The organism is Streptomyces sp. NPDC093065, assembly GCF_044754585.1.
Classification (GTDB): Bacteria; Actinomycetota; Actinomycetes; order Streptomycetales; family Streptomycetaceae; genus Streptomyces.
The window spans coordinates 20488-43987 of sequence record NZ_JBIVPJ010000014.1 but is presented as its reverse complement, the minus strand read 5'-3'; the positions used below and the strand labels follow the sequence as shown (position 1 = coordinate 43987).

Genomic DNA, 23500 nt, shown 5'->3' with positions numbered 1-23500 from the left:
ACGCGGGAAAAGCCTTTCGGTCGGCTGTCGTCAAGCTCACCTATCCACGGACGCGGACGGGGCTCTAAAATTTGGGTTACTTAACGGTAGTTAGCGTGCCCAGCATCACAGCGTTTTGGAGCGTGAGACACCTTGGCCGGATCGGCTGACTTCGACCTGTACCGCCCGTCGGAGGAGCACGACATGCTCCGCGACGCCGTCCGCTCGCTGGCCGAGGCGAAGATCGCGCCGTACGCCGCGGCGGTGGACGAGGAGGCCCGCTTCCCGCAGGAGGCACTGGACGCCCTCACCGCGAACGACCTGCACGCGGTGCACGTCCCCGAGGAGTACGGCGGCGCGGGCGCCGACGCGCTCGCCACGGTGATCGTCATCGAGGAGGTCGCCCGCGCCTGCGCCAGCTCCTCCCTCATCCCGGCGGTCAACAAGCTCGGCTCGCTGCCGGTGATCCTCTCCGGCTCCGAGGAGCTGAAGAAGAAGTACATGACCCCGCTCGCCAAGGGCGACGGCATGTTCTCCTACTGCCTCTCCGAGCCCGACGCGGGCTCGGACGCGGCCGGCATGAAGACCAAGGCCGTCCGCGACGGCGACTTCTGGGTGCTCAACGGCGTCAAGCGCTGGATCACCAACGCCGGCGTCAGCGAGTACTACACGGTGATGGCCGTCACCGACCCCACCAAGCGCTCCAAGGGCATCTCGGCCTTCGTCGTCGAGAAGTCCGACGAGGGCGTCTCCTTCGGCGCCCCGGAGAAGAAGCTCGGCATCAAGGGCTCCCCGACCCGCGAGGTCTACCTCGACAACGTCCGCATCCCCGCCGACCGCATGATCGGCGCGGAGGGCACCGGCTTCGCCACCGCGATGAAGACGCTGGACCACACCCGCATCACCATCGCCGCCCAGGCCCTCGGCATCGCCCAGGGCGCCCTCGACTACGCCAAGGGCTACGTCCAGGAGCGCAAGCAGTTCGGCAAGCCGATCGCCGACTTCCAGGGCATCCAGTTCATGCTCGCCGACATGGCCATGAAGATCGAGGCCGCCCGCCAGCTCACCTACACCGCCGCCGCCAAGTCGGAGCGGGGTGACAGCGACCTGACCTTCCAGGGCGCCGCCGCCAAGTGCTTCGCCTCCGACGTGGCCATGGAGGTCACCACGGACGCCGTCCAGCTGCTCGGTGGCTACGGCTACACCCGTGACTACCCGGTGGAGCGCATGATGCGCGACGCCAAGATCACGCAGATCTACGAGGGCACCAACCAGGTCCAGCGCATCGTGATGGCGCGCAACCTGCCGTAGCGGTCGGTGTTTTCGAGCGAGGGGCGTCCGCCGGCCGGGCGCCCCTCGCTCGTCGTGACCGGTTGTCAGTGGTGGGTGAGACGGTGGATCCATCGAGTCGGGAAGCCGCCGAGCGGCAATCGGTAAGAGGGGGAGCCGCCATGTCCGGACGCCAGAACTACATCAACCACGTCGCTCTCGTGCTGGACGCCAGTTCGTCCATGTCCCGCCTGAGCCACAAGGTGGTCGAGGTCGCCGACCAGCAGATCGCCTACCTGGCCCGCCGCTCGCAGGAGCTGGACCAGGAGACCCGCGTCACCGTGTACGTCTTCGCCGACCGGGTGCAGTGCGTCATCTACGACAAGGACGTGCTGCGGATGCCGTCCCTGAAGCAGATGTACCGCGTCGGCGGCATGACGGCGCTGCTGGCGGCCACGCTCAAGTCGCAGCACGAGCTGGCACAGACGGCCCAGCTGTACGGAGACCACAGCTTCCTGACCTTCGTCCTCACCGACGGCCAGGAGAACGTCAGCCACCGCTGTCCGGACGCCCCCACCAGGGACCCGCGCGCCCTGGTCCAGGCCGTGTCCTCGATGATCGAGACGCAGGAGGACAACTGGACGCTGGCCGTCCTCGTGCCCGACCAGATGGGCAAGCGCGAGGCCATGCAGTACGGCTTCCCGAAGGACAACATCGCCATCTGGGACGCCACGAGCACCCAGGGCCTGGAGGAGGCCGGACAGGTCATCCAGGAGGCCACCGAGAAGTTCATGGTGGGCCGCACCAAGGGCATCCGCGGCTCGCGGGCCGTGTTCTCCACGGGCGCGGACGCGGTCAACAAGGACACCATCAAGGCGGCCGGCCTCGCCCCGGTCGAGTCGTCGAAGTACCGGCTCATCGACGTGACCCGCGACGTGGCGATCCGGGAGTGGGTCGTCGAGTGCGGGCACACCTACCGCACCGGCGGCGCGTTCTACCAGCTGAGCAAGTCGGAGAAGGTCCAGCCGAAGAAGCGGATATCGGTGCTGGAGAAGAAGACGGACCGGGTGTACACGGGGCCCGAGGCCCGCGCCCTGCTCGGCCTGCCGGACGTGGAGGTCCGCATCAAGCCGGACCACAACGACGACTTCACGATCTTCGTGCAGAGCACGAGCGTGAACCGGAAGCTGGTCCCGAACACCCGCCTCCTGCTCATGCTCTGACGCGCTGCCGTCCCCACCTCCACCGGCCCCGGCGTCCCCTGACGCCCCGGTCGGAGGTCAGTCCTCGTAGCCCTCCGCCACCCGCCGCTCCCGCAGCTCCATGATCGCCCGGCGGCGGGCCAGGCGGTGGGTGCGGCGGATCTGGGCCTCCTGGTAGCGGCGCTTGTCCTTCTCCGTCTCGGGCAGGACCGGAGGCACCGTGCGGGGCTTGCCGTCCGCGTCGACGGCGGCGAAGACCAGGTAGGCCGAGCCGACCTGGGTGGCCGGGGTGGACTCGTTCCAGCGCTCGGCCATGACCCGCACGCCCACCTCCATGGAACTGCGGCCGGTCCAGTTGACCTGGGCCTTCACATGGACGAGGTCGCCGACCCGGACCGGTTCGAGGAACGCCATCTCGTCCATGGACGCGGTGACCGCGGGCCCGCCGGAGTGCCGTCCGGCCACGGCGCCCGCCGCGTCGTCGACGAGCTTCATGATCACACCGCCGTGCACCGTGCCCAGAAGGTTGGTGTCGCTGTGCGTCATGATGTGGCTGAGGGTGGTGCGGGAGGCCGAGGTCGGCTTGCCCGGGATCTCCGGGGGCGCCTGCTGCGCGGCCGAGGCCTGTTCTGCCTGGTCTGTCATGCCCTCCACCTTATGCCGGGGTCACATCGGCGTGGTTTTGTGTCGGGTTCGCAACAGCACTGCCCTGATTTTCCGACATACCTTGTAACGCCCGCAGGGCGGCCCGGCACACTGGGCGCATGAATGATTGGCCCGAGGGATGGTCCGGTGACAACCGCGGCAGCGGATACGGACGCGGCAGCGCGAGTGCACGGCCCGAGAGCGCGCGCGTGATGCGTCAGGTCCGCCGCGGCGCGGCGCCGTCCGGCCCGGGCCCGTCGGCCCCGCCGTACGGCGCCGGGGTACCCCAGCAGCCGTCGTACACCGACGGCCAGGGGTACGGCGGCGACGGCTACGACGGCGGCTACAACACCGGCCAGGTCTACGGCGGCAGCGGCGGCGGCCGGGGCCCCGGCCGCCAGGTCCGGGACCGGCCAGCGCCGAACTGGCGCCGCCGGATCAAGTGGACCGCGATCACGGTGGTGACCGTGCTGGTCGTCACCACCGTCGGCACCTACTTCTGGGCCGACTCCAAGCTCAACCGCGACGTCGACCTGTCCAAGGTCATCGAGCGTCCCGGGGCCGGCGAGGGCACGAACTACCTGATCGTCGGGTCCGACAGCCGCGAGGGCATGTCCAAGGACGAGATGAAGGACCTGCACACCGGCTACGCCGAGGGCAAGCGCACCGACTCCATGATGATCCTGCACACCGGGGACAACGGGTCGACGCTGATCTCCCTGCCCCGCGACTCGGACGTGGAGATCCCGAGCTTCGTCGGCTCCGAGTCCGGCAAGAAGTACCCGGGCACGGGCCGGCACACCAAGCTGAACGCCGCGTACGCCGAGGACGGCCCCGAGCTGCTGGTGCGCACCGTCGAGCACAACACCGGACTGCGCCTGGACCACTACGTGGAGATCGGCTTCGGCGGCTTCGCGAACATCGTGGACGCGGTCGGCGGCGTCGAGATCGACATCCCGCAGGACATCAAGGACAAGAAGTCCGGCGCCGACCTCAAGAAGGGCAAGCAGACCCTGAACGGCGAGGAGGCCCTCGCCTTCGTCCGCACCCGGTACGCCCTGGCCGGATCCGACCTGGACCGCACCAAGAACCAGCAGAAGTTCCTGTCCGCGCTGGCGAGCCAGGTGGCCACCCCGTCGACCGTCCTCAACCCGTTCAAGCTGTACCCGACCATGGGCGCCGGCCTGGACTCCCTCATCGTCGACAAGGACATGGGCCTGTTCGACCTGGCGAGCATGTTCTGGGCGATGAAGAGCGTCAGCGGCGGCGACGGCACCTCGATGAACATGCCGATCTCCGGCAGCGTCGGCTCCAACCTCAAGTGGGACGACGCCAAGGTGAAGAAGCTCGTCCAGGAGCTGAAGAACGACGAGAAGGTCACCGTCTCGGGCAACTGAGCCGGGGCGCGCCGGGAGCGCCGGCGCGCCTCACTCCTTGCCGCAGACCACCTCGTCGCCCCGCACCACGGTGCCCGACTCCTGCGGCGGGTCGGCCGGCCGCACCTTCGCCACCTTCTTGAAATCGCCGCCCGCGATCACCTTCAGCGTCGCCCCCTGCCCCTTGACGGGCTTCAGCTCGCTGCCGGGCAGCGCGGCGGCCAGCGACTTCGCCGACTGGTCCCAGCGGGGGTCGTAGGCGACGACGGTCCGCCCGACGGCCCGGTCGGTGGCGTTCCGCGGCGCCTTGGTGGTGCGGAACCCGGTCGCCGCCAACGCGTCGTCCACCCGCTTGCCGAGCCCGGCCGTGCGGGTGCCGTTCTCCACCTGGACGCGGATCTGCTTCGGGTCCACCGGGACCCGCACCGGCGCCGGTCCCTTCGGCTCCGGTTTCGGCGCGGTCAGCGGCTCGTCCTCGCGCAGGGCGTCGAAGATCCTCTTCGACTTCACCGGGTCCCACTTCAGGGTCGACCCGACGCCCTTGACGGCGTAGCCCATCTGCCCGATCGGCACGGTGGTGAACTCGGAGGACGACGGCGAGAAGTTCCGCATCGCCCGCCCGAGCGTCAGCAGCTCGTCGGTGCCGAAGCCCTGGTCGGCGCGGACCGAGCCCAGCACAGCCCGGGTGACGTCACGGAACTTCAGCGGGTTCAGCAGGATTCCCGAGGAGGTCGCCCGGTCGATCAGGGCTGCCAGGAACCGCTGCTGGCGCTTCATCCGGCTCAGGTCCGAGGCGCCGTCGAGGTGGCGGGAGCGCACGTACTGCAGCGCCTGCCCGCCCATCAGAGTGTGGGTGCCCGGGGCGAGGTCGAGTCCGGTGTAGCTGTCCTTGAGCGGCTGGACGGTGCAGATCTCCACCCCGCCGAGCACGTCCACGGTCTTCATGAAGCTGGTGAAGTCGACCTCCAGATAGTGGTCGATCTTCACGCGGGTCATGTTCTCGACCGTGCGGATGGTCAGCTGCGGGCCGCCCTCGGCGTAGGCGGCGTTCAGCTTGAGCGGGTGGCCCTCGTGGTGCTCGCCCGTGGTGCGGTCGGTGTGGCCGGGCGTCTCGGCGTACGAGTCGCGCGGCAGACTGACCACACTCGCACGGTCCCGGTCCTCCGAGATGTGCACGATCATGATCGTGTCGGTGCAGTGGCAGGGAGCGCCGCCCAGCCTGTACTTGCGCCTCTCCTCCTTGCTGATCCGGTCCCGGCCGTCGGTGCCGACCATCAGGACGTTCATGCCGTCGCCCGCCCTGGGACGGTTCTTCATGTCCTTGAACGCGTCGACCCGGGAGAGGTCCGAGTCCAGACCGGCGAGCACCGCGTGCCCGATCCCCGCGGAGCCGAGCACCACGACGGACAGCGCGGTCACCGCCCGCATGGCCCAGCGCGGCCTCTTCCGCCGCACGGGGGGCCTCGGCGGACGCCGGGACGGCCGGGGGCCGCCGCGCCGCGACGGAGGCGCGCCCCGGTCGGTCGAGGCCGGGACCCGGGACGAGCGGGGCGGCGTGGGCAAGGGGACACCTCCGCGGGGACGGGCCCCTGGGCGTGGAGCATGAGGCCGTACGTGGGATTCGTGAGCACCGTAGGCCCATACGATCTGCTGCCCGGCGCTGTGACCCCCGCGGCGCGCACCCGTGTCCCCCGTTCGCGGTAACGTGAGCACCGATGAACGCCAAGTCCGACGTGCGGCTGCCCGCCGTTTCCGTGATCATGCCCGTCCTCAACGAGGAGCGGCACCTGCGCGGCGCCGTCCGCGCCATCCTCGCCCAGGAGTACGCGGGCGAGATGGAGATCGTGATCGCCGTCGGTCCCTCCGCGGACCGTACGGAAGAGATCGCCGCCGAACTCGTGGCCGAGGATCCGCGCGTGCACACCGTGCCGAATCCCACCGGCCGTACGCCCGCCGCGCTGAACGCCGCGATCAAGGCCTCCCGCCATCCGGTCGTCGTCCGCGTCGACGGCCACGGCATGCTGTCGCCTAACTACATCTCCACGGCCGTACGGCTCCTGGAGGAGACCGGCGCGCAGAACGTGGGCGGCATCATGCACGCCGAGGGCGAGAACGCCTGGGAGGACGCCGTCGCCGCCGCGATGACGTCGAAGATCGGCGTGGGCAACGCGGCCTTCCACACGGGGGGCCGGGCGGCGCCCGCCGAGACCGTCTACCTCGGCGTGTTCCGCCGCGAGGCGCTGGAGCGGCAGGGCGGGTACAACGAGGAGTTCGTCCGCGCCCAGGACTGGGAGCTGAACTTCCGCATCCGCGAGGCCGGCGGTCTGATCTGGTTCTCGCCCGAGCTGAAGGTGTCCTACCGCCCCCGGCCGTCCGTGCGGGCGCTGGCCAAGCAGTACAAGGACTACGGCCGCTGGCGGCACGTCGTCGCCCGCTACCACTCGGGCTCCATCAACCTGCGCTACCTCGCCCCGCCGACGGCCGTGTGCGCCATCGCGGCCGGTGTCGTGGTGGGCGCGGCGCTGACCCCGTGGGCCTTCGTCGTGCCCGGCGGCTACCTCGCGGCGATCGTCGCCGGCTCGCTGCCCGAGGGCAGGGGGCTCGGCCTGAAGGCGCGGGCGCAGATACCGGTGGCGCTGGCGACCATGCACATGTCGTGGGGCTGGGGCTTCCTGACCAGCCCGAAGTCGCTGGCCAGGAAGGTCATCGCCTCGCGGCGCCCGGCGGTCCGGCCGGACTCGGACGCCACGGACGCCGCCGGGGCGCGCTGACGTCCGTCAGGACCAGGTGAACGCCGGGTTCACGTGCATGCAGGCGCTGTCGTCGGCGCCGTTGAGGGCCTGGGCCGACTCCGGGGTCCGGTCGTCGCTTCCGGGCGCCTCGTACGCCGTGCCCTCGCGCCAGTCGGCGCCCACGACGAGCGTGACGCCGGAGACGTCCGTCGAGCGCTTCACCGAACTCGCCGGGACGCCCAGGGACTTGGCGACGCGCCGTGCGTCGCCCTCCAGGTCGGCGCTCGGGTAGCGGATCACCGTACGCTCCTCGCTCGGCAGCACCGAGGGGTCCGCGACGGCCTTGGTGAAGCCCCGCTCCACCAGGAGCCCGGCGACCGTGTTCGCGCGTCCGGGAGCGGTGCCGAGCTCGTCCGTGCGGGTGCCGTTGCGGACCTGGACCGCCAGCTCGTCGTCGGGTGCGGCCGGGTCGGCCGGGGGCTCCGGCTCGGCGTCGGGCTTCTTCCCCGCGTCCTTGCCGTCGAGCGCGATGTCCTCGCGCACCAGCCGGAACAACTGCTCGGCGTCCTCGGTCGGCTCCACGCGGGCGCCCACGTACCGGTTGGGCATCGTGGTCATGGTGATGCGCTCGGGCTTCACCGTGCGCAGCTCGCTGCTGAGGTCGTACAGCTTCTTGACGGAGTCCAGGCCCGGGTCGACGGTGAGCGCCGCGGTGGCCTCCTCGGCGAGCCTGCGCAGCTTGTTCGGGCTGCTCAGGGTGGCACTCTCACGCAGCACCCGCACCATCGAGTTCAGGTACATGTGCTGGGCCTTGGCGCGCGCCAGGTCGCTGCCGTCCTCGAAGCCGTACCGGGTGCGCAGCCACTGCAGGGCCTGCTCACCCCTGACCGGGTGCGTGCCCTTCGCCAGTCTCAGACCGGAGCCGTGGCCCGAGCCGTCGCGGGAGTGGATGTTGGCGTCCACACAGACCGGGACGCCGCCGACGGCGTCCGCCATCGAGACCACGCCCGCGAAGTCGACCATCACGAAGTGGTCGATGTGTATGCCGGTCAGCTCCTGCCAGGTGGCCACCGCGCAGCCCGGACCGCCGTGGCCGAGGCTCTGGTTGGTCATCACCCGGCCCTCGCTCGCCGGGTGGACCTCACCGTTGTCCGGGTCGGTGCACTTGGGTATCTCCAGCAGGGTGTCGCGCGGCATGCTGACCACCGACATGTTGCTGCGGTCGGCCGACAGGTGCACCAGCATCTGCACGTCCGCCAGCGGCGTCGAGCCGAACGTCTCCCGGGCGCCGCCCAGTTGCTGGTTCTCCTCGCTGTCCCGGGCGTCCGAGCCGATGACGAGGATGTTCAGCGGGGTCTGCCCGGCCGCGTTCGGCGTCGGAGCAGCGACCTTGTTGTCCCCCAGGTTCAGGGCGTCCTGCTTGATGTTGTCGTTGAGGTGCTCGTAGTAGAGGTAACCGGCCCCGGCCGTGCCGGCCAGCACCACGGCGAGCAGCACCGCGGTCCAGCGCAGGGCGCGGCGGCGCCGGCGCGGACGGGGGTCCGCGGGCGCCCCGCCGTCGATCCCCGTGCCGTTCCCTTCGTCGTTCCCCGCGCCGTCCTCGGCGTCGTTACCGGGTTCGCCGTCGGTGTCGTTACCGGGTTCGCCCTCGGTGTCGTCGACACCGTTGTCGCCGTCCCCGCGGACGGCCTCCGCACGCTCGGAGGCGTCTGCCGCGCCCTCGCGCGTGTCCTCCCCCTGCACACTGCTCCGCGTCATGTCCGCGTCCCTCCCCACCCCCGCGCCGTCGCGCGGGCCCGTCGCCGCCCTGTGAGACGTACGACAGGCCCGTCAGGTCAACTGGCGCACAACTTCTGGTCGGCCGTGGACGCGTTGTCCAGGTCCGGCTTCTCGATGGATGCGGCGTCGAGCTTCACTCCGGCGCCCTTGAAGTCCTTGCCGAGGGTGAGGGTCATGGTGGGCAGGCCCTGGGAGTTGGTGACGCTCTTGCCGGGTTTCATGGCGGCGCCGGACAGGCCGAGGATCTCGGCGAGGGCGCGGGCCTGGTCGGCCTGGTCGGGGGCGTACTCCAGGGTGGTCTTGGCGACGTCCGCGGGTGCGTTGCCCGCGTTCTCGGACTTCGCGACGCCGGCCCGGGTCTGGAGGTAGTTCAGCTCCTGCTGGGCGCTGCCGGTGGCGGCGCCGCCGTTGAGGACCCGGACGCGGATCTCGGAGGGCTCGGACTTCGCGCCCTCCAGACGCGCGGCGACGGCGGCGTCCTCCTTCTTCCGCTTGTCCTTCTTCTTCTGCTCGACCTCGGTGAAGGAGACGTCGTTCTTGATCATCTCGAACACCTGCGGGGCCTTCGCCTCGTTCACGACCACCGTCGCCTTGACCTTCTCGGCCGGGTTGTCGAGCACCGGCACGGTGGCGAACGTGATGTTCTTCGGCGGCACCTTCTTCAGCTCCAGGGCGACGTCCTTGAGCGTGCCCACGTTGCCGATGGCACTGTCCACGGTGAGGGCCTTGGTCGCGGCCTCGGCGAGCTTCACCAGCTTGGTGGGGCTGGTGAGGGTGTCGCCGGAGGCCATCTTGCGCATGAGCGAGCCCAGGAACTGCTGCTGCACCTTGATGCGGTCCAGGTCTCCCTCGTTGCCGAAGGCGTGCCGGGTGCGGACGAAGGCGAGGGCCTGCTCGCCCTCGACGGTGGACTCGCCGGCGGGCAGCTGGAGATGGGACTTCGGGTCGTCCACGGCGTGGTCCACGCACACGTCGACGCCACCGACCGCCGAGGTCAGCGTCTTGACCGCGTTGAAGTCGGCCATCATGAAGTGGTCCGGCTTGATGCCGGTCGTCTCCGTGACCGTCCGCATCGTGCAGCCCGCGTCCCGGCCGAGGTCGCCCAGGCTCTGGTTGAAGCGGACGCCGGAGGACCCGGGGACGACCTTCGTCGTCTTGTCCTCCTGCACCGTCTCGCAGTCGGGGATGTCGACGATCAGGTCGCGGGGGATGCTGAGCGCGGTGGCGTTGGAGCGGTCCTTGGCGACGTGCAGCAGGATGTTGGTGTCCGCGTGCCCCGCGCTGCCCTTGTCGCCGTAGCCCTCGTTGCCCTCGCCGGTGCGCTTGTCGGTGCCGATGATGAGGATGTTGAAGGCCTCGTCCTTGCTGAAGCTGCTGCTTCCGGCGTTGCCGACGTCCGTCGTCGAGACGTTGCCCTCAAGGTGCTTGAGGTAGATGTAGCCGCCCGCGCCGGCCACGAGGACGACGAAGGCCATGGTGCCGCCGGTCCACAGCAGCACCCTCTTGCCCCTGGACTTCTTCTTCTCCGGCCGCCGTCCGCGCCGGCCGGGCACCGGCTCCTCGGGCGCCGGGCGGCGCCGCCGCTGGGGCGGCACCTCGCGGCCCGGGGCGGCCGTGCGGCGCCCCTCCGTGCGGGGTTCGGGGACGGACGACTGCGGTGCGGAAGGGGACAGTCGCAGTTCGTATTCACCGGTGCGCGGATTCAGTACCCACTGGTCTGCGGGATCCACGTCGTCTGCCCGCCCACGTCCTTGCGCGTCCACGGTCTCCCAATCCTCCGTCGGGGGCCACGCGGCACCTTCCTGCGAAGGCGCACGGTAAAGAATCAACAAGTGCACGACGCCAGGGCGGACCTCGCGGCGGGGGGCACTGGAGCCATTGGAGCGCTCACACTATCCGCCCGGTTCGGCGTCGAACGACACTGGTGTCACGATCGTCACCCCTACAACAGGGCATTCCCTCCTATTTTCGTGAACTCCTACCATCGGTAGGGCTTGTAGACGTCCATGCACTTGCCGGTGTCCGAGCCGTTGATGGCGTCGCTGTTCGTCGGAAGGTCCCCTGCCTCGGGTGTCTCCTGCTTCGGGTAGGACGAACCGTCGCGCCAGTCAGCTCCCACGACGAGAGTGATCCCGGACACGTCCGTGGACTTGCGCACCGCGTTCGCGGGGATCCCCAGCGTCTCGGCGACGCGCCGCGCGTCGCCCGCCAACTCCTCGCCCGGGTAACGGACGACGGTCCGCTCCTCGGACAGCGCCGCCGAAGTGTCCTTCGTGGCCTTCACGAAGCCCTTCTCCACCAGCGTCTCGGCGACCGCGCCGGCCCGGCCGGTGACCGGACCGAGGGTGGCCGACCGGGTGGCGTTCTGGACGAGGACGCCGATCTCGGCGTCGGCGGCGGGCTCGTCGGAGGTCTGGCCGGCGTCGCCGTCTCCGGTGGCGTCCTTGCCGGAGTCCTTCTTGCTCTTCTTGCCCTTCCCGCCCTTGTCGTCGAAGGACACGTCGTCGCGGAGCATCGCCCACATCTTGTCGGCGTCGGGTGCCGGGAGCAGGTGGTTCTTGTCCTCGGGGTCCTCGACGGTGGGGATCGTCGTCATGGTGATGCGGTCCGTGGGCACCGTCTTGAGCTGCGTGCCGAGGTCGTACAGCTTCTTGACGGTGCCGATCTCCTCGGAGACCGTCAGCGACTTCGTGGCGGACTCGGCCAGGCCCATCAGCCGGCCGGCGTCCGTGAAGACGTTCTGGCTCTTGAGCGTGCGGATCATCGAGTTCATGTACATGTGCTGGGCCCGCGCCCGCAGCGGGTCGCTGCCCCAGGCGTGCCGGGTGCGCAGCCACTGGAGCGCCTCCTCACCCTTGACCTTGTGCGGGCCGGCCGTCATCTTCAGGCCCGAGCCGCCGGGCACGCCGGGCAGCGGGCGGTCCCACACGTTCTGGTTCACGCAGACCTCGACGCCGCCGACGGCGTCCGCCATGGAGACGACGCCCGCGAAGTCGATCGTCATCCAGTGGTCGATGTAGACCCCGGTGAGGTTCTCCCAGGTGGCCAGGGTGCAGCCGGCGCCGCCGCGGGCCAGCGACCCGTTGATGATGGCGTTGGTCGCCGGGAACTTCTCCCCGGAGTCGGGGTCCTTGCAGGCGGGGATGTCGACCCGGGTGTCCCGGGGGATGCTCACCACTGCGGCGCTCTTGCGGTCCGCGGCCAGGTGGATCAGCATCTGCACGTCGGCCAGCGGCGGGTTGTCGCGGTGGTTCTTGCCGCCGCCCAGCGCGACGTTGGCGTCGGAGGCCCGGCTGTCGGAGCCGAGCAGCAGGATGTTCAGGGGCGTCTGGCCGGCCGCGTTCGGTTCGGTCCTGTGCGCCTTGGAGTCGCCGCTGCTGCGCTCGCCCTTGTCGATGTTGCCGTTCAGGTGCTGGTAGTAGAGGTATCCGGCGCCGGCCGTGCCGAGTATCAGCACCGCGAGGGTGGTCGCGGACCACCTCAACGCCCGGTGCCGGCGCCCGGAGCGACGTCCGGAGCGTCTGCCGTTCCGGCCTCCGTGGCCCTGCGGCCCGTCCGGTCCCGAGGAGCCCTCGCCCCGGCCGCCGCGACCGGTCCGCCGGCCGCGGGCGTGCCGGACGGTGTCCGGTCGCGTTCCCTCCCCGCGCACACTGCTCTGCGTCATGTCCCTCTCCCACCCTCGGGCCCGCGAACGTGCTCGTGCACGCGACCTGTTCGCACAGTTGGACGTACGAAGCCCCTCGTTGGCTGTACGGCGACCGGCGGATTGTTCACCGGGGACCGATCGGCCGGCGGACCGCTCGGCCGATCGACCGGCGGACCGGACGACCGATGGACTGTCGTACTGTCAGACGCACGTAGGACCCCTCAGGTCACTTCGCGCACTCCACCTTGTCCGCCGTGGACTTCTGGAGGTCCTTCGGCGCCTCCCCGGATGCGGCGTCGAGCTTGACTCCTGCGCCCTTGAAGTCCTTGCCGAGGGTGAGGGTCATGGTGGGCAGGCCCTGGGAGTTGGTGACGCTCTTGCCGGGTTTCATGGCGGCGCCGGACAGGCCGAGGATCTCGGCGAGGGCGCGGGCCTGGTCGGCCTGGTCGGGGGCGTACTCCAGGGTGGTCTCGGCGATGTCCGCGGGTGCGTTGCCCGCGTTCTCGGACTTGGTGACGCCCGCCTGGTTCTGGAGGTAGGTCAGCTCGCGCCCCGCGCTGCCGGACGAGGCACCGCCGTTGAGGACGCGGACGCGGATCTCGGAGGGCTCGGACTTCGCGCCCTCCAGACGCGCCGCCACCGCGGCGTCCTCCTTCTTCCGCTTCTCCTTCTCCTTCTTCTTCACCTCGGTGAAGGAGACGTCGTTCTTGACCATGTCGAAGACCTGCTGGGCGGGCTCCTCCTTGAGGACCACGGTCACCGGTGTCTTCTCGGCCGGGTTGTCCTTCACCGGCACCGTGGCGAAGGTCAGGTTCTCGGTGTTGAGCTTGCCCAGTTCCAGACCGAGGTCCTTGAGCTTGCCGATGTCGTCCAGCTTGGCGTCGACGGTCAGCGCCTTGGTGCCCGCCTCGGCCAGCTTCACCATCTTCGTCGGGCTGGTGAGCGTGTCGTTGGACTTCAGCTTGCGCATCAGCGAGCTGAGGAACTGCTGCTGGAGCTCGATACGGCTCAGGTCGCCGCCGAAACCGACGGAGTGCCGGGTGCGGACGAAGGCGAGCGCGTCCTCGCCCTCGATCGTGTGCTTGCCCGCCGGCAGGTTCAGGTGCGAGTCGGGGTCGTCGATGTCCTTCGCCAGGCAGACCTCGACGCCGCCGACCGCCGAGGACAGGGTCTTGACCGCGTTGAAGTCGGCCACCATGAAGTTGTCGGGCTTGACCCCGGTCAGCTCGGTGACGGTCCGCATGGTGCAGCTGGGCGTGCGGTCGCTCTGACCCAGGCTCTGGTTGAAGCGGACGCCGGTGGAGCCCTGGATGACCTTGGTGCTCCCGTCCTCCTGCGTGGTCGGGCAGTCGGGGATGTCGACGATCAGGTCGCGGGGGATGCTGAGGGCGGTCGCGTTGGAGCGGTCCTTGGACACGTGCAGCAGGAGCGTGGTGTCGGCGTGGCCCGCGCTGCCCTTGTCGCCGTAGCCGTCGTTGCCGGAGCCGGTGCGCTTGTCGGTGCCGATCAGCAGGATGTTGATCGCCTGGTCCTTCTGGAACCCGCCGGTGCTCGCGCCGTCGTCGGGGAGGGACTCGATGTTGTCGTTGAGGTGCTCCAGGTAGAGATACCCCGCGGTGCCGACGGCGAGGACGACGAACGCCATCGTGCCGCCGGTCCACAGCAGTATCTTCTTGCCCTTCTTCCCCTTCTTCTTCGCCGGCCGCCGGCGGTCGCGCCGTCCCGGCGGCGGCTCCTCGGGCGCGGCACGGCGTCTGCGGGGCGCGGGGACCTCACGGCCCGGTGTCGGCGTGGCCCCGCGGGGACCCGGGACCGGCGACTGCGGTGCGGAAGAAGGCAGTCGCAGTTCGTAGTCGCCGGTGTCCGGATTGAGTACCCACTGGTCTGCGGGGTCGATGTCCTCCGCCTGCCCACGCCCTTGCGCGTCCACGGTCGTCCGAATCCTCCGTCGGGGCCACGCGGCGCCCTCCCCTCCGGGCGCCCGGTCTCGCTCACGTCAGTTCAGTGCGTGGCCAGGGCAGAGCTCCGCGGCCGGGCACACCGGATCGCTCACATTAACCGCCCCGCCTGGCGTGCGGCGACGGCAGTGACGCATTCCACGAACCTTACAACTGGGCAATCCGGCGCATTTCTTGGACAATTGTCCGTTCGTGCATGTCGCCTTGCACTCGGAGTTGCCCCTTCTTGGAATGCGCTTTACTCGCAGATGTCCTCGTCGGCGGTGTTCCCGCTGAACGTCGGCGCCGGGGACTCGGTGGCGCCCGTTTCACCGGAATTCCCGGTACCGCCGGTCGAATCCCGCCGGGCAGCCTTGATCGTCACGGGCTCGTCCGTCCGCAGGCGGGTGAACAGCTTCTCGGCGTCGGGCTGCACGAGCTGGTCGCGATTGGCGTCGCCCGCGTACGACTCCCGCGGGACGGTCAGGAATTGCACGCGTTCCGTGGGAATCCCGCGCAGCCCGCGCACAAGGTCGTACAAACCGCGCAGATTCGCCAGATTCGGATCCGTCGTGAGTGACGACGTGGCCGCGTCGAGAACGGGGTACAGCTTCACCGGATTCAGCAGTACGCCATTGCTCTGCACCTTGTTCACGAGCGCCCCCAGAAAGCGCTGCTGCCGGTCCATCCGGTCGGTGTCGCTGCCGTCGCCGAGCGACTTCCGGGCGCGGACGTATCCGAGCGCCTGCTCCCCGTCGAGGGTCACCCTGCCCGCGGGCAGTTTCAGCTTGGCGTCCTTGTCGTCGACCGGCTTGCGCAGGCACACCTCGACGCCGTCGAGGGCGTCGACCATCTCCTTGAAGCCCTCGAAGTCGACGACCACGTGGTGGTCGATCCGGATGCCGGTCAGCTTCTCCACCGTGCGGATCGAGCACGCCGAACCGCCCGTCGCGAAGGCGTAGTTGAACTGCGTGAACACCGGCTGGGTGAGTGATCCGTCGGGGCGGTGGCAGGCGGGGATCTTCACCATGAGGTCGCGGGGGAGGGAGACGGCGGTGGCGCTGTCCCGGCCCGCCGCCAGGTGCAGCAGGATCGTGGTGTCCGACCGCTCGGTCCCGGAGTCCCGGCCGTAGCGGGAGTTGCCGTCGCCCGACCGCGAGTCCGACCCGATCAGGAGCACGTTCTGCGCGCCGCGCACCAGTGAGGTGGGCCGCTCCTTCTCGTACCGGGCGAGTTCGGTGGCCGCCGCCTCGTCCGAGGTGATGTTGCCGTTCAGCTTGGCGTACACCGCCCACCCGACGGCCGAGGCACCCCCGGCCAGCACGACGACCGCGATCCCGGCGATCCCGAGCCGCCGCCTGCGCCGCCGCCACTTCAGCCCACGGCCGCTCGCGGACGCCCCGTGCGCCGGCTCCCCGGAGGCCGCCGTACCCGCGTCATCGCCCACGCCTGCCTCCGTCCACACCCGCGCGCTGGTACGACCATGCCCCGACGAACCCCCAAACACAGCACGCACCTAGCCCAAACGGGTCACACCCCCACCACTGAGCTGCGGCCTCCCCCTCACCCGCCCCCCACCCGCTGAGCTGCGGGCATTCGTGCCGCCTGGGACCGTCGGGCTGCGGTCGTTTCCCTCGCCGGTTGAGCTGCGGGCGTTCCTCCCCGTCCGCTGAGCTGCGGGCGTTCCTCCCCGTCCGCTGAGCTGCGGGCATCCCCCTCACCACCCGCCGCTGAGCTGCGGGCATCCCCCTCACCACCCGCCGCTGAGCTGCGGGCATCCCCCTCGCCCGCCCGCTGAGCTGCGGGCATTCGTGCCGCCTGGGGCGGCACGGGTGGGCGCAGGCGGCGCCCCGTCGGCGCCGGGTCAGCGCCCCACCTCACGCCGAGGCCGACGCCGAGCACGGGTCGGCGCCGGGCCACGCGCCCCACCCCGCGCCGAGACCGACACCGGGCGCAGGCCGGGCACCGGTCACCGACACACCGGCGTCACCTCAACCCCGGCCCACCAACACCCCGCAGAACCTCACCGCGCCGTCGCCGAAACCCGCTCCGCCTCGATCCGCTGATCCACCACACCCGCCCCCGCCAGCTCCAGATGCCGGCACAACACCACCGACCCCCCACTCGCCAGCGGCCCGTACAACCCCGCGCTCAACCCCTCCCACGTGTCGTACGGCAACCCCGACAGAATCCGCGCCCCCGGCCCCGTGAGCCCCAGCCCCGACGCCTCCGCCCGAGCCCGCTCCACGACCTCCGCCCCGCTGAACTCCCGCCCGGCCACGATCAGCGCCGCCGCCTCCGGATCCACCGGCGCGTACGGCACGAACCGGTCCCCCTGCCCCGGCACCTCCACCGCGTAATCGGCGAAGCCCACCGGCGGCGCCGGCGCGAACCGCCCCCCGAGCGGTCGCAGCGCCAGCGCGATCCGCGGCCCGGAGCACGCCCGCGCCGCCTCCAGCGACTCCGGCTCCGGCCCGCTCACCACCACGTCCGCCGCCCCCGGATCGCCCGCCACGTCCGCGACGACGCCCACCGACGCGCACGCCAGCAGCCACACCGCCGTCTGCCAGTGCGCGGGCAGCAGCAGCGCCACCCGGTCGCCGGGTTCTACGGACAGTTCGTCCTGGAGGAGGTTGGCGGTCTTGGCCACCCAATTGGCGAAGGTGGCCACGGACAGTTCGACGCGTTCGCCCGTGGCGTCGTCGTAGAAGGTCACCAGGGGGCGTCCCGGGTCCGCGGCGAGCGCGGAACTCAGCAGGTCGGCAGGGGTGCGGTCGGTCGCGTTCACCCGCGCAAGCGTACGCGGGCCCGGCACCGCGCACGCAGCGGCCGACGGACCGCACCACCACCGGATCGGACGAGAAGACCCTACGGCCCGTCAGATCCCAAATAGACATATTTGTCTGACGATGTACAAAATCAGGGGCATGCGTGGATTCCTAGCTTCCTCGACCGGTGTCACGTGCGCGGCGGCCCTGGCCCTCCCGCTCGCCCCGCCCGCGGCAGCGACCACCTCCTCGGCGCCACCCGCGACGAGCCCGGCCGCACGGCCCGTGACGAGTCCGACCGCACGGCCCGAGGCGTACGCCCCCGGCGGCACCCAGTCGCTGCCCCTCACCTCCCTCGCCCGCGACCGGGCACCCGGCGCGGCCGAACAGGGCCTGTCCCGCCGCGACGTACGGCACTTCTCGCTCGTCGGCGTCGTCTGGGACGACCCCGCCACCGAACTCCACGGCCGCGTCGAGGTCCGTACCCGGGCCACCGCGACCGGCACCTGGTCGGGATGGCGGGAGCTGGAGACCCACAACGCCGACCACGCCGCCGACCCGGGCACCCCCGAGAGCACTTCGGGCCGCGTACGCGGCGCCACCGCACCCCTGTGGGTGGGCGAGTCCGACGGCGTGGAGGTGCGGGTACGGGCGGAAACCGTCCCCGCCGCCGGGGAGCCGCGCACCGCCCCGGCCGGCGCTCGGCTCCCCGGCGGCCTGCGCCTCGAACTCGTCGACCCCGGCGAGGCCGCCCCGCCGCCGACGAACCGCGCGCGGACCGAGGCCACCGAACCCGCCGTACTCCCCGCGCTTCCCGCACGGCAGAAGGCCAAGCCGCACGCCGGCCCTCGCCCGCGCATCACCACACGCCGTGGCTGGGGCGCCGACGAGAAGCTGCGCGAGAAGGGCTTCGTGTACACCAAGAAGGTCAAGGCGGCCTTCGTGCACCACTCGGACACCGGCAACAACTACCGCTGCTCACAGGCGCCGTCGGTCATCCGCAGTATCTACCGCTACCACGTCAACAGCATGGGCTGGCGCGACCTCGGCTACAACTTCCTCGTCGACAAGTGCGGAAACGTCTACGAGGGCCGGGCCGGCGGCGTGTCCAAGCCGGTACTGGGCGCCCACACCCTGGGGTTCAACTCCAACAGCATGGGCATCGCCGTGCTCGGCACGTACAGCTCGAAGAAGCCGTCGTCGGCCGCCCTGAAGTCGATCGCCCGGCTCACCGCGTGGAAGGTCGGGCTCTACGGCATGAATCCGCGCGGGAAGACATACCTGAAGTCCGGGGGTGGCAATCTCTACCCGAAGGGCAAGAAGGTACGACTGAACGTCATCTCCGGTCACCGCGACGGCTTCGCCACGAACTGCCCCGGCAAGAAGCTCTACGCCAAGCTCGGCGCGACCCGGGCGAAGGCGGCGACGTACCAGGGCCGCTGAGGGCACACCACCGCACGGTCGTCGAAGGCACCACGGAACGGTCTGCATACACTGGCCCGCCGAAAGACAGTTCGGCCGGTCCCGGCAGGAAGCAGAGACGACAGGTGACAGAAGCGATCCTCCTGGTCGGCGGCAAGGGCACGCGGCTTCGCCCGCTCACGGTGAACACGCCCAAGCCCATGGTCCGGGCGGCCGGAGTGCCGTTCCTCACGCATCAGCTGGCGCGGGCCAAGGCGGCCGGCGTCGAGCACATCGTGCTCGCGACGAGCTACCTGGCCGAGGTCTTCGAGCCGTACTTCGGTGACGGCTCGGCGCTGGGCCTGCACCTCGAGTACGTCACGGAGGAGGAGCCGCTCGGCACGGGCGGCGCGATCCGCAACGTGGCGTCCCGGCTGCACTCGGGCCTCGACGACCCGGTCCTCATCTTCAACGGCGACATCCTGACCGGCCTGGACATCGGCGCACTCGTCCGCACCCACGAGACGACGGGCGCCGACATCTCCCTGCACCTGACCAAGGTCACCGATCCCAGGGCGTACGGCCTGGTCCCCACGGACGGCGCGGGCCGGGTGCTCGCCTTCCTGGAGAAGCCGCAGACCCCCGAGGAGATCGTCACCGACCAGATCAACGCGGGGGCGTACGTCTTCCGCCGCTCGGTCATCGACACGATCCCGGCGGGGCGCCCCGTCTCGGTCGAACGCGAGACCTTCCCCGAGCTCCTCGCCACCGGCGCGCACCTCCAGGGCATGGTCGACTCCACCTACTGGCTGGACCTGGGCACCCCGGCGGCCTTCGTCCGCGGTTCGGCGGACCTGGTCCTGGGCCGCGCCCCGTCCCCGGCGATACCGGGCCGCTGCGGCGACCGCCTCGTCCTGCCCACGGCGCGGGTCGCGGCCGACGCCAAGCTGGCCGGTGGCACCGTGGTCGGCGAGGGCGCCTTCGTGGCGGAGGGGGCGCGCGTCTTCGGCAGCACGATCCTGCCGGGCGCCGTCATCGAGCCGGGTGCCGTCATCACCGACTCCCTCATCGGCACCGGCGCCCGCGTCGGCACCCGCTCGGTCCTCGCCGACACGGTCATCGGTGACGGCGCGGTCATCGGCGCCGACAACGAACTCCGCTCCGGCGCCCGAATCTGGTGCGACGCCCGCATCCCCGCAGCAGCCCTCCGCTTCTCCCCGGACGCCTCATAACCGCGCAGCCGCACAGCTGCGGGCAGTCGTGCCGCCGGGGCGGCACGGGTGGGCGGTGGGGGTACCTCCCAGGCCGTTCAGGCACTGGGGGAGGCACCCCGCAACGCCGGGCCACGCACCCCACCCCGCGGCCGACACCCACGCCGGGTGCCGACCGAACCCCGGACCACCTACAGCCGCTCAATCCCCCGCGGAGCCATCCGCGGCGCCCGCCGCCCCGGCACCCGCCCACTCAACAACACCAACCGAGCCGCCCGATGCCGCTGCCCCGCATACGGCTCCAGCAGCCGCAGCATCTCCGCGTCATCCGCATACCGGTCCCCGCCCAGCGCGAACCCCACGATCCCCGGCAGATGCAGATCCCCCACCGTCACCGCGTCCGGCGCCCCATGACTGCGCTGCACGGTCTCCGCCGACGTCCACGGCCCGACCCCCGGCAGAACCTCCAGCCGCTCCTGCGCCGCCACCGGCTCCATCCCCGCCGCCTCCTCCAGCCGCGCAGCGACCCGCACGGCCCGCAGGACCGTAGACGCCCGTTTGTCGTCCACCCCGGCCAGATGCCACTCCCAGGACGGGATCAGCGCCCACGTCCGCGCCGCCGGCATCACACACATCCGTCCGGGCGCGGGCCCCGGCGCCGGCTCCCCGAACTTCCGCACGAGCAGTCGCCACGCCTGGTACGCCTCCAGCGTCGTGACCTTCTGTTCCAGGATCGAGGGGATCAACGACTCCAGCACCAGCCCGGTCCGCACCAGCCGCAGCCCCGGACGCCGATGCGCCGTGAACGCCAGCAGTCGGTGCCGCGCCACGAACGCGGACGGGTCGTCCCCGGCGCCCAGCATCCGCGGCAGCTGCTCCAGCAGCCACTCGGCCCCCGGCCCCCAGGCCTCGCCCCGCACCTCGCCGCCGCGCGCGGTGACCCGCAGCGTGCCCGGCCCGGCGGGCGTCCGGCTGGCCCGCCACACCGACCCGTCCGGCATCGTCCGGAACGTCGGATCGCCCGGCCCGCGCCGCAGCGGCCCGAGCACCAGTCCCAGGTCCAGCGGCCCGTCCGGCACCCACACCCGGACCCGCCCCGGCGCGGGCGCCTGCCGGGGTATCCCGCCGCGCACGGTGGCGCGAGGGGGCCGGGGAGCGAAACGTCCTGCCACGGGTGAGATCCTTGGGCGAAGTGGGAAGAGCGGGAAGAAGCGGGAGTGAGCCCCTACGAGGGTAGAGGCGTCACCGCACCTCGATGAACGCCCCCGCGTCCCGCTCCGGCCGCGCCTTCGGCTCCTCGGCGGGATGCCCCACCGCCACCGCCCCCATCGGATCCCAGTCGTCCGGCAGCCCCAGCACCTCGCGTACGACGTCCCGGCAGAACATCGTCGAGGACACCCACGCGGAGCCCAGCCGCTCCCCGGCGAGCGCGACGAGCAGGTTCTGCACGCCCGCGCCGGTGGCGACCACGAACATCTCCCGCTCGGCCCCGTCGCGGCGAGCGTCCCCGTAGGTGTGCGAGCCGTCCATGACCAGGCAGGGGACGACGAGGTAGGGCGCGTTGCGCAGGACGTCGCCGCGCCGTACGCGCTTGGCGACGGACTCCTCGCTCTTGCCGTCGCGCCGCAGGTCCGCGATCCAGGCGTCCCGCATCGCGTCCAGCAGCCGGGTGCGGGAGTCCTCGGACTCCAGGAGCACGAACCGCCACGGCGTCGTGTGGTGCGGCGCCGGCGCGGTCACGGCCGCGGCCACCGCCCGGCGCACGGCACCGGGGTCGACCGGCTCGTCCGTGAAGGCCCGTACCGTACGGCGCTGGGCGACCGCCTGCCGTACCGCCTCCGAGGTGCCGAGGCGGAACATGTCGTCGCGCGCGCCGCGCACCATCGCCCGCGCGCCCTCGCCCTCGGCGACGACCACCTGCGGCAGCCCGCGCACGACGGCGACGGGCAGGCCCGCGGCCTTGCCCTTGACCAGGTCACCGGCGGCGGCCAGTTCGTCGGCGGTGGCGACGACGGTGGAGCCGAGCGGATTGCCGTGCGTGTCCGTGCCGCCGCGCAGGTCGTCGAGGACGCGGACGCCCGCGGCGCCGATCGCCACGTCGGTGAGACCGGCCCGCCAGGGGCGCCCGAACGTGTCGGTGACGACCACCCCGACGTTCACGCCGAGCGTGTCGCGCAGCCCCTCGCGGATGCCGCGCGCCGAGGCGTCGGGGTCCTCGGGCAGCAGCAGTACGGTCCCGGACGGGGTGTTGGAGGCGTCGACTCCGGCCGCGGCCATGACCAGGCCCTGGCGGTTCTCCACGATGCGCAGCGGACCCCGCCGGGCCACCACCCGTACCGTCTCCGCGTCGATCGCGGCCTCGCGGTCGGCGGCCTCGACGATCCGGCCCTCCGCCTTGGACACGATCTTGGACGTGACGAGCAGCACGTCCCCGTCGGCCAGCGCCGGCCCGGCGGCCGCGATCAGCTTGGCCAGATCGTCCCCGGGCCGCACCTCGGGCAGTCCGGGCAGGGCCCACACCCGGTAGCCGTCCCCGCGGCCGGACTCGTCGTCGCGCGTCGGCCCGCTCACGCCTCCCGCACCTCCTCGGCCAGCGTCAGCGCCTCACGGGCCATCTGCGCCGTCGCGTCGAGGTCGGTCATCATCAGCGGTACGGCGCGGCAGAGGATCCCGGCGGCCTTCACGCGGGTGACGGCGTCCGCGTCGACGGTGTCGACCAGCCAGCCGTCGAGCAGTCCCGAGCCGTAGTGCTCGGCGACGGCGGCGGCCGTGGACTCCACGCCGACCGCGGCGAGCACCTTGTCGGCCATCCCGCGCACGGGCACGTCGCCGACGATGGGGGACAGGCCCACGACCGGCACCCCGGCGTCGGCGATCGCCTCCCGGATGCCGGGCACGGCGAGGATCGTGCCGACCGAGACGACCGGGTTCGAGGGCGGGAAGAGGATGACGTCCGCCTCCGCGATGGCCTCCAGGACACCGGGCGCGGGCTTGGCCTGCTCGGCGCCGACCGGCACGACCGCCTCGGCGGGGACGGAGGCGCGCAGGCGCACCCAGTACTCCTGGAAGTGGACCGCCTTGCGCTCGCCGGGCCCCGCGGCGGAGCCGCTGTCGGGCAACGTGACCGCCACGTGCGTCTCCACACGGTCGTCGGTCATCGGGATGAGCCGTACGCCGGGCTTCCAGCGGTCGCACAGTGCCTCGGTCACCGCGCTGAGCGGAAAGCCCGCGGTGATCATCTGGGTCCGCACGATGTGTGTGGCGAAGTCGCGGTCGCCGAGGCCGAACCATTCGGGCCCCACGCCGTAGGCCGCGAGCTCCTCCTTGAGATGGAAGGTCTCGTCGGCCCGCCCCCAGCCCTGCTCCTCGTTGATGCCGCCACCGAGCGTGTACATCACCGTGTCGAGGTCCGGGCAGACCTTCAGCCCGAAGAGGTGGATGTCGTCCCCGGTGTTGCCGATGACCGTGATGTCCGCGTCCGGCGCGGCCTGCTTCAGACCACGCAGGAACCGGGCACCGCCGATGCCGCCTGCCAGAACCACAATGCGCATGGGC

At 71.2% G+C, this 23500-nt stretch carries 17 protein-coding genes; 6 read left to right on the top strand and 11 right to left on the bottom strand.

Annotation, left to right across the window (positions count from 1 at the left end; all coding sequences use genetic code 11):
- Positions 1-132: 132 nt before the first annotated feature.
- Positions 133-1290: an acyl-CoA dehydrogenase gene (locus ACIQFU_RS23635; RefSeq protein WP_402554144.1), complete on the top strand. Its 1158-nt coding sequence runs from the start codon at positions 133-135 to the stop codon at positions 1288-1290.
- Positions 1291-1430: 140 nt separating this feature from the next.
- Positions 1431-2471, top strand: coding sequence for a vWA domain-containing protein (locus ACIQFU_RS23630; protein ID WP_402554143.1), 1041 nt, complete (start codon positions 1431-1433; stop codon positions 2469-2471).
- Between the two features lie 57 nt (positions 2472-2528).
- On the opposite strand, the gene ACIQFU_RS23625 is transcribed toward ACIQFU_RS23630, so the two are convergent.
- Positions 2529-3095 carry an acyl-CoA thioesterase gene (locus tag ACIQFU_RS23625; protein ID WP_402554142.1) on the bottom strand — a complete coding sequence of 189 codons (567 nt, stop codon included), beginning with the start codon at positions 3093-3095 and terminating at the stop codon, positions 2529-2531.
- Positions 3096-3214: 119 nt separating this feature from the next.
- Here ACIQFU_RS23625 and ACIQFU_RS23620 point away from each other — a divergent pair, with 119 nt between their 5' ends.
- Complete coding sequence (locus ACIQFU_RS23620; RefSeq protein ID WP_402554141.1) at positions 3215-4492, top strand: LCP family protein; 1278 nt, start codon at positions 3215-3217, stop codon at positions 4490-4492.
- Between the two features lie 30 nt (positions 4493-4522).
- Here ACIQFU_RS23620 and ACIQFU_RS23615 read toward each other — a convergent pair whose 3' ends face one another.
- Complete coding sequence (locus ACIQFU_RS23615) at positions 4523-5899, bottom strand: LCP family protein (protein ID WP_402554140.1); 1377 nt, start codon at positions 5897-5899, stop codon at positions 4523-4525.
- A gap of 287 nt (positions 5900-6186) precedes the next feature.
- Between ACIQFU_RS23615 and ACIQFU_RS23610 the strand changes: the two genes are divergently transcribed.
- The gene (locus tag ACIQFU_RS23610) at positions 6187-7242 is read left to right on the top strand and encodes a glycosyltransferase family 2 protein (protein ID WP_402554139.1); all 1056 of its coding nucleotides are present in this window, start codon (positions 6187-6189) and stop codon (positions 7240-7242) included.
- A 6-nt stretch (positions 7243-7248) separates the two neighbouring features.
- On the opposite strand, the gene ACIQFU_RS23605 is transcribed toward ACIQFU_RS23610, so the two are convergent.
- The 6 genes from ACIQFU_RS23605 to ACIQFU_RS23580 all read right to left on the bottom strand — a co-directional run bounded on the left by ACIQFU_RS23605 (position 7249) and on the right by ACIQFU_RS23580 (position 17353).
- Positions 7249-8961 (bottom strand): LCP family protein, encoded by a 1713-nt coding sequence (locus ACIQFU_RS23605; protein ID WP_402554138.1) that lies wholly within the window; start codon positions 8959-8961, stop codon positions 7249-7251.
- Between the two features lie 77 nt (positions 8962-9038).
- Positions 9039-10745 (bottom strand): LCP family protein, encoded by a 1707-nt coding sequence (locus tag ACIQFU_RS23600; RefSeq protein WP_402554137.1) that lies wholly within the window; start codon positions 10743-10745, stop codon positions 9039-9041.
- A 215-nt stretch (positions 10746-10960) separates the two neighbouring features.
- On the bottom strand, positions 10961-12646 hold the full coding sequence (locus ACIQFU_RS23595) for an LCP family protein (protein ID WP_402554136.1): 1686 nt from the start codon (positions 12644-12646) through the stop codon (positions 10961-10963).
- A 208-nt stretch (positions 12647-12854) separates the two neighbouring features.
- Positions 12855-14558 (bottom strand): LCP family protein, encoded by a 1704-nt coding sequence (locus ACIQFU_RS23590; RefSeq protein WP_402554135.1) that lies wholly within the window; start codon positions 14556-14558, stop codon positions 12855-12857.
- A gap of 266 nt (positions 14559-14824) precedes the next feature.
- On the bottom strand, positions 14825-16012 hold the full coding sequence (locus ACIQFU_RS23585) for an LCP family protein (protein WP_402554134.1): 1188 nt from the start codon (positions 16010-16012) through the stop codon (positions 14825-14827).
- Between the two features lie 576 nt (positions 16013-16588).
- Complete coding sequence (locus ACIQFU_RS23580; RefSeq protein WP_402554133.1) at positions 16589-17353, bottom strand: TIGR03089 family protein; 765 nt, start codon at positions 17351-17353, stop codon at positions 16589-16591.
- A gap of 139 nt (positions 17354-17492) precedes the next feature.
- Here ACIQFU_RS23580 and ACIQFU_RS23575 point away from each other — a divergent pair, with 139 nt between their 5' ends.
- A complete protein-coding gene (locus ACIQFU_RS23575; protein WP_402554132.1) occupies positions 17493-18776 on the top strand; it encodes an N-acetylmuramoyl-L-alanine amidase in 1284 nt (427 codons plus the stop codon).
- Positions 18777-18880: 104 nt separating this feature from the next.
- Entirely contained in the window at positions 18881-19966 is a 1086-nt protein-coding gene (locus ACIQFU_RS23570) for a sugar phosphate nucleotidyltransferase (RefSeq protein ID WP_402554131.1), read from the top strand.
- 170 nt (positions 19967-20136) lie between these two features.
- Here the strand turns inward: ACIQFU_RS23570 and ACIQFU_RS23565 are convergent, their stop codons facing one another.
- The 3 genes from ACIQFU_RS23565 to cofD form a co-directional block, all read right to left on the bottom strand.
- Entirely contained in the window at positions 20137-21117 is a 981-nt protein-coding gene (locus ACIQFU_RS23565; protein ID WP_402554130.1) for a DNA-3-methyladenine glycosylase family protein, read from the bottom strand.
- A gap of 70 nt (positions 21118-21187) precedes the next feature.
- Entirely contained in the window at positions 21188-22516 is a 1329-nt protein-coding gene (locus ACIQFU_RS23560) for a coenzyme F420-0:L-glutamate ligase (RefSeq protein ID WP_402554129.1), read from the bottom strand.
- A complete protein-coding gene (cofD, locus tag ACIQFU_RS23555; protein ID WP_402554128.1) occupies positions 22513-23496 on the bottom strand; it encodes a 2-phospho-L-lactate transferase in 984 nt (327 codons plus the stop codon). The genes ACIQFU_RS23560 and cofD overlap by 4 nt, the downstream gene beginning before the upstream one ends.
- Between the last annotated feature and the right edge of the window lie 4 nt (positions 23497-23500).

Coding starts and splice junctions, on each gene's coding strand:
- ACIQFU_RS23610 (WP_402554139.1), top strand. CDS start 6,187: ATGAACGCCAAGTCCGACGTGCGGCTGCCCGCCGTTTCCGTGATCATG.
- ACIQFU_RS23620 (WP_402554141.1), top strand. CDS start 3,215: ATGAATGATTGGCCCGAGGGATGGTCCGGTGACAACCGCGGCAGCGGA.
- ACIQFU_RS23605 (WP_402554138.1), bottom strand. CDS start 8,961: ATGACGCGGAGCAGTGTGCAGGGGGAGGACACGCGCGAGGGCGCGGCA.
- ACIQFU_RS23575 (WP_402554132.1), top strand. CDS start 17,493: ATGCGTGGATTCCTAGCTTCCTCGACCGGTGTCACGTGCGCGGCGGCC.
- ACIQFU_RS23630 (WP_402554143.1), top strand. CDS start 1,431: ATGTCCGGACGCCAGAACTACATCAACCACGTCGCTCTCGTGCTGGAC.
- ACIQFU_RS23595 (WP_402554136.1), bottom strand. CDS start 12,646: ATGACGCAGAGCAGTGTGCGCGGGGAGGGAACGCGACCGGACACCGTC.
- ACIQFU_RS23615 (WP_402554140.1), bottom strand. CDS start 5,899: ATGCGGGCGGTGACCGCGCTGTCCGTCGTGGTGCTCGGCTCCGCGGGG.
- cofD (WP_402554128.1), bottom strand. CDS start 23,496: ATGCGCATTGTGGTTCTGGCAGGCGGCATCGGCGGTGCCCGGTTCCTG.
- ACIQFU_RS23625 (WP_402554142.1), bottom strand. CDS start 3,095: ATGACAGACCAGGCAGAACAGGCCTCGGCCGCGCAGCAGGCGCCCCCG.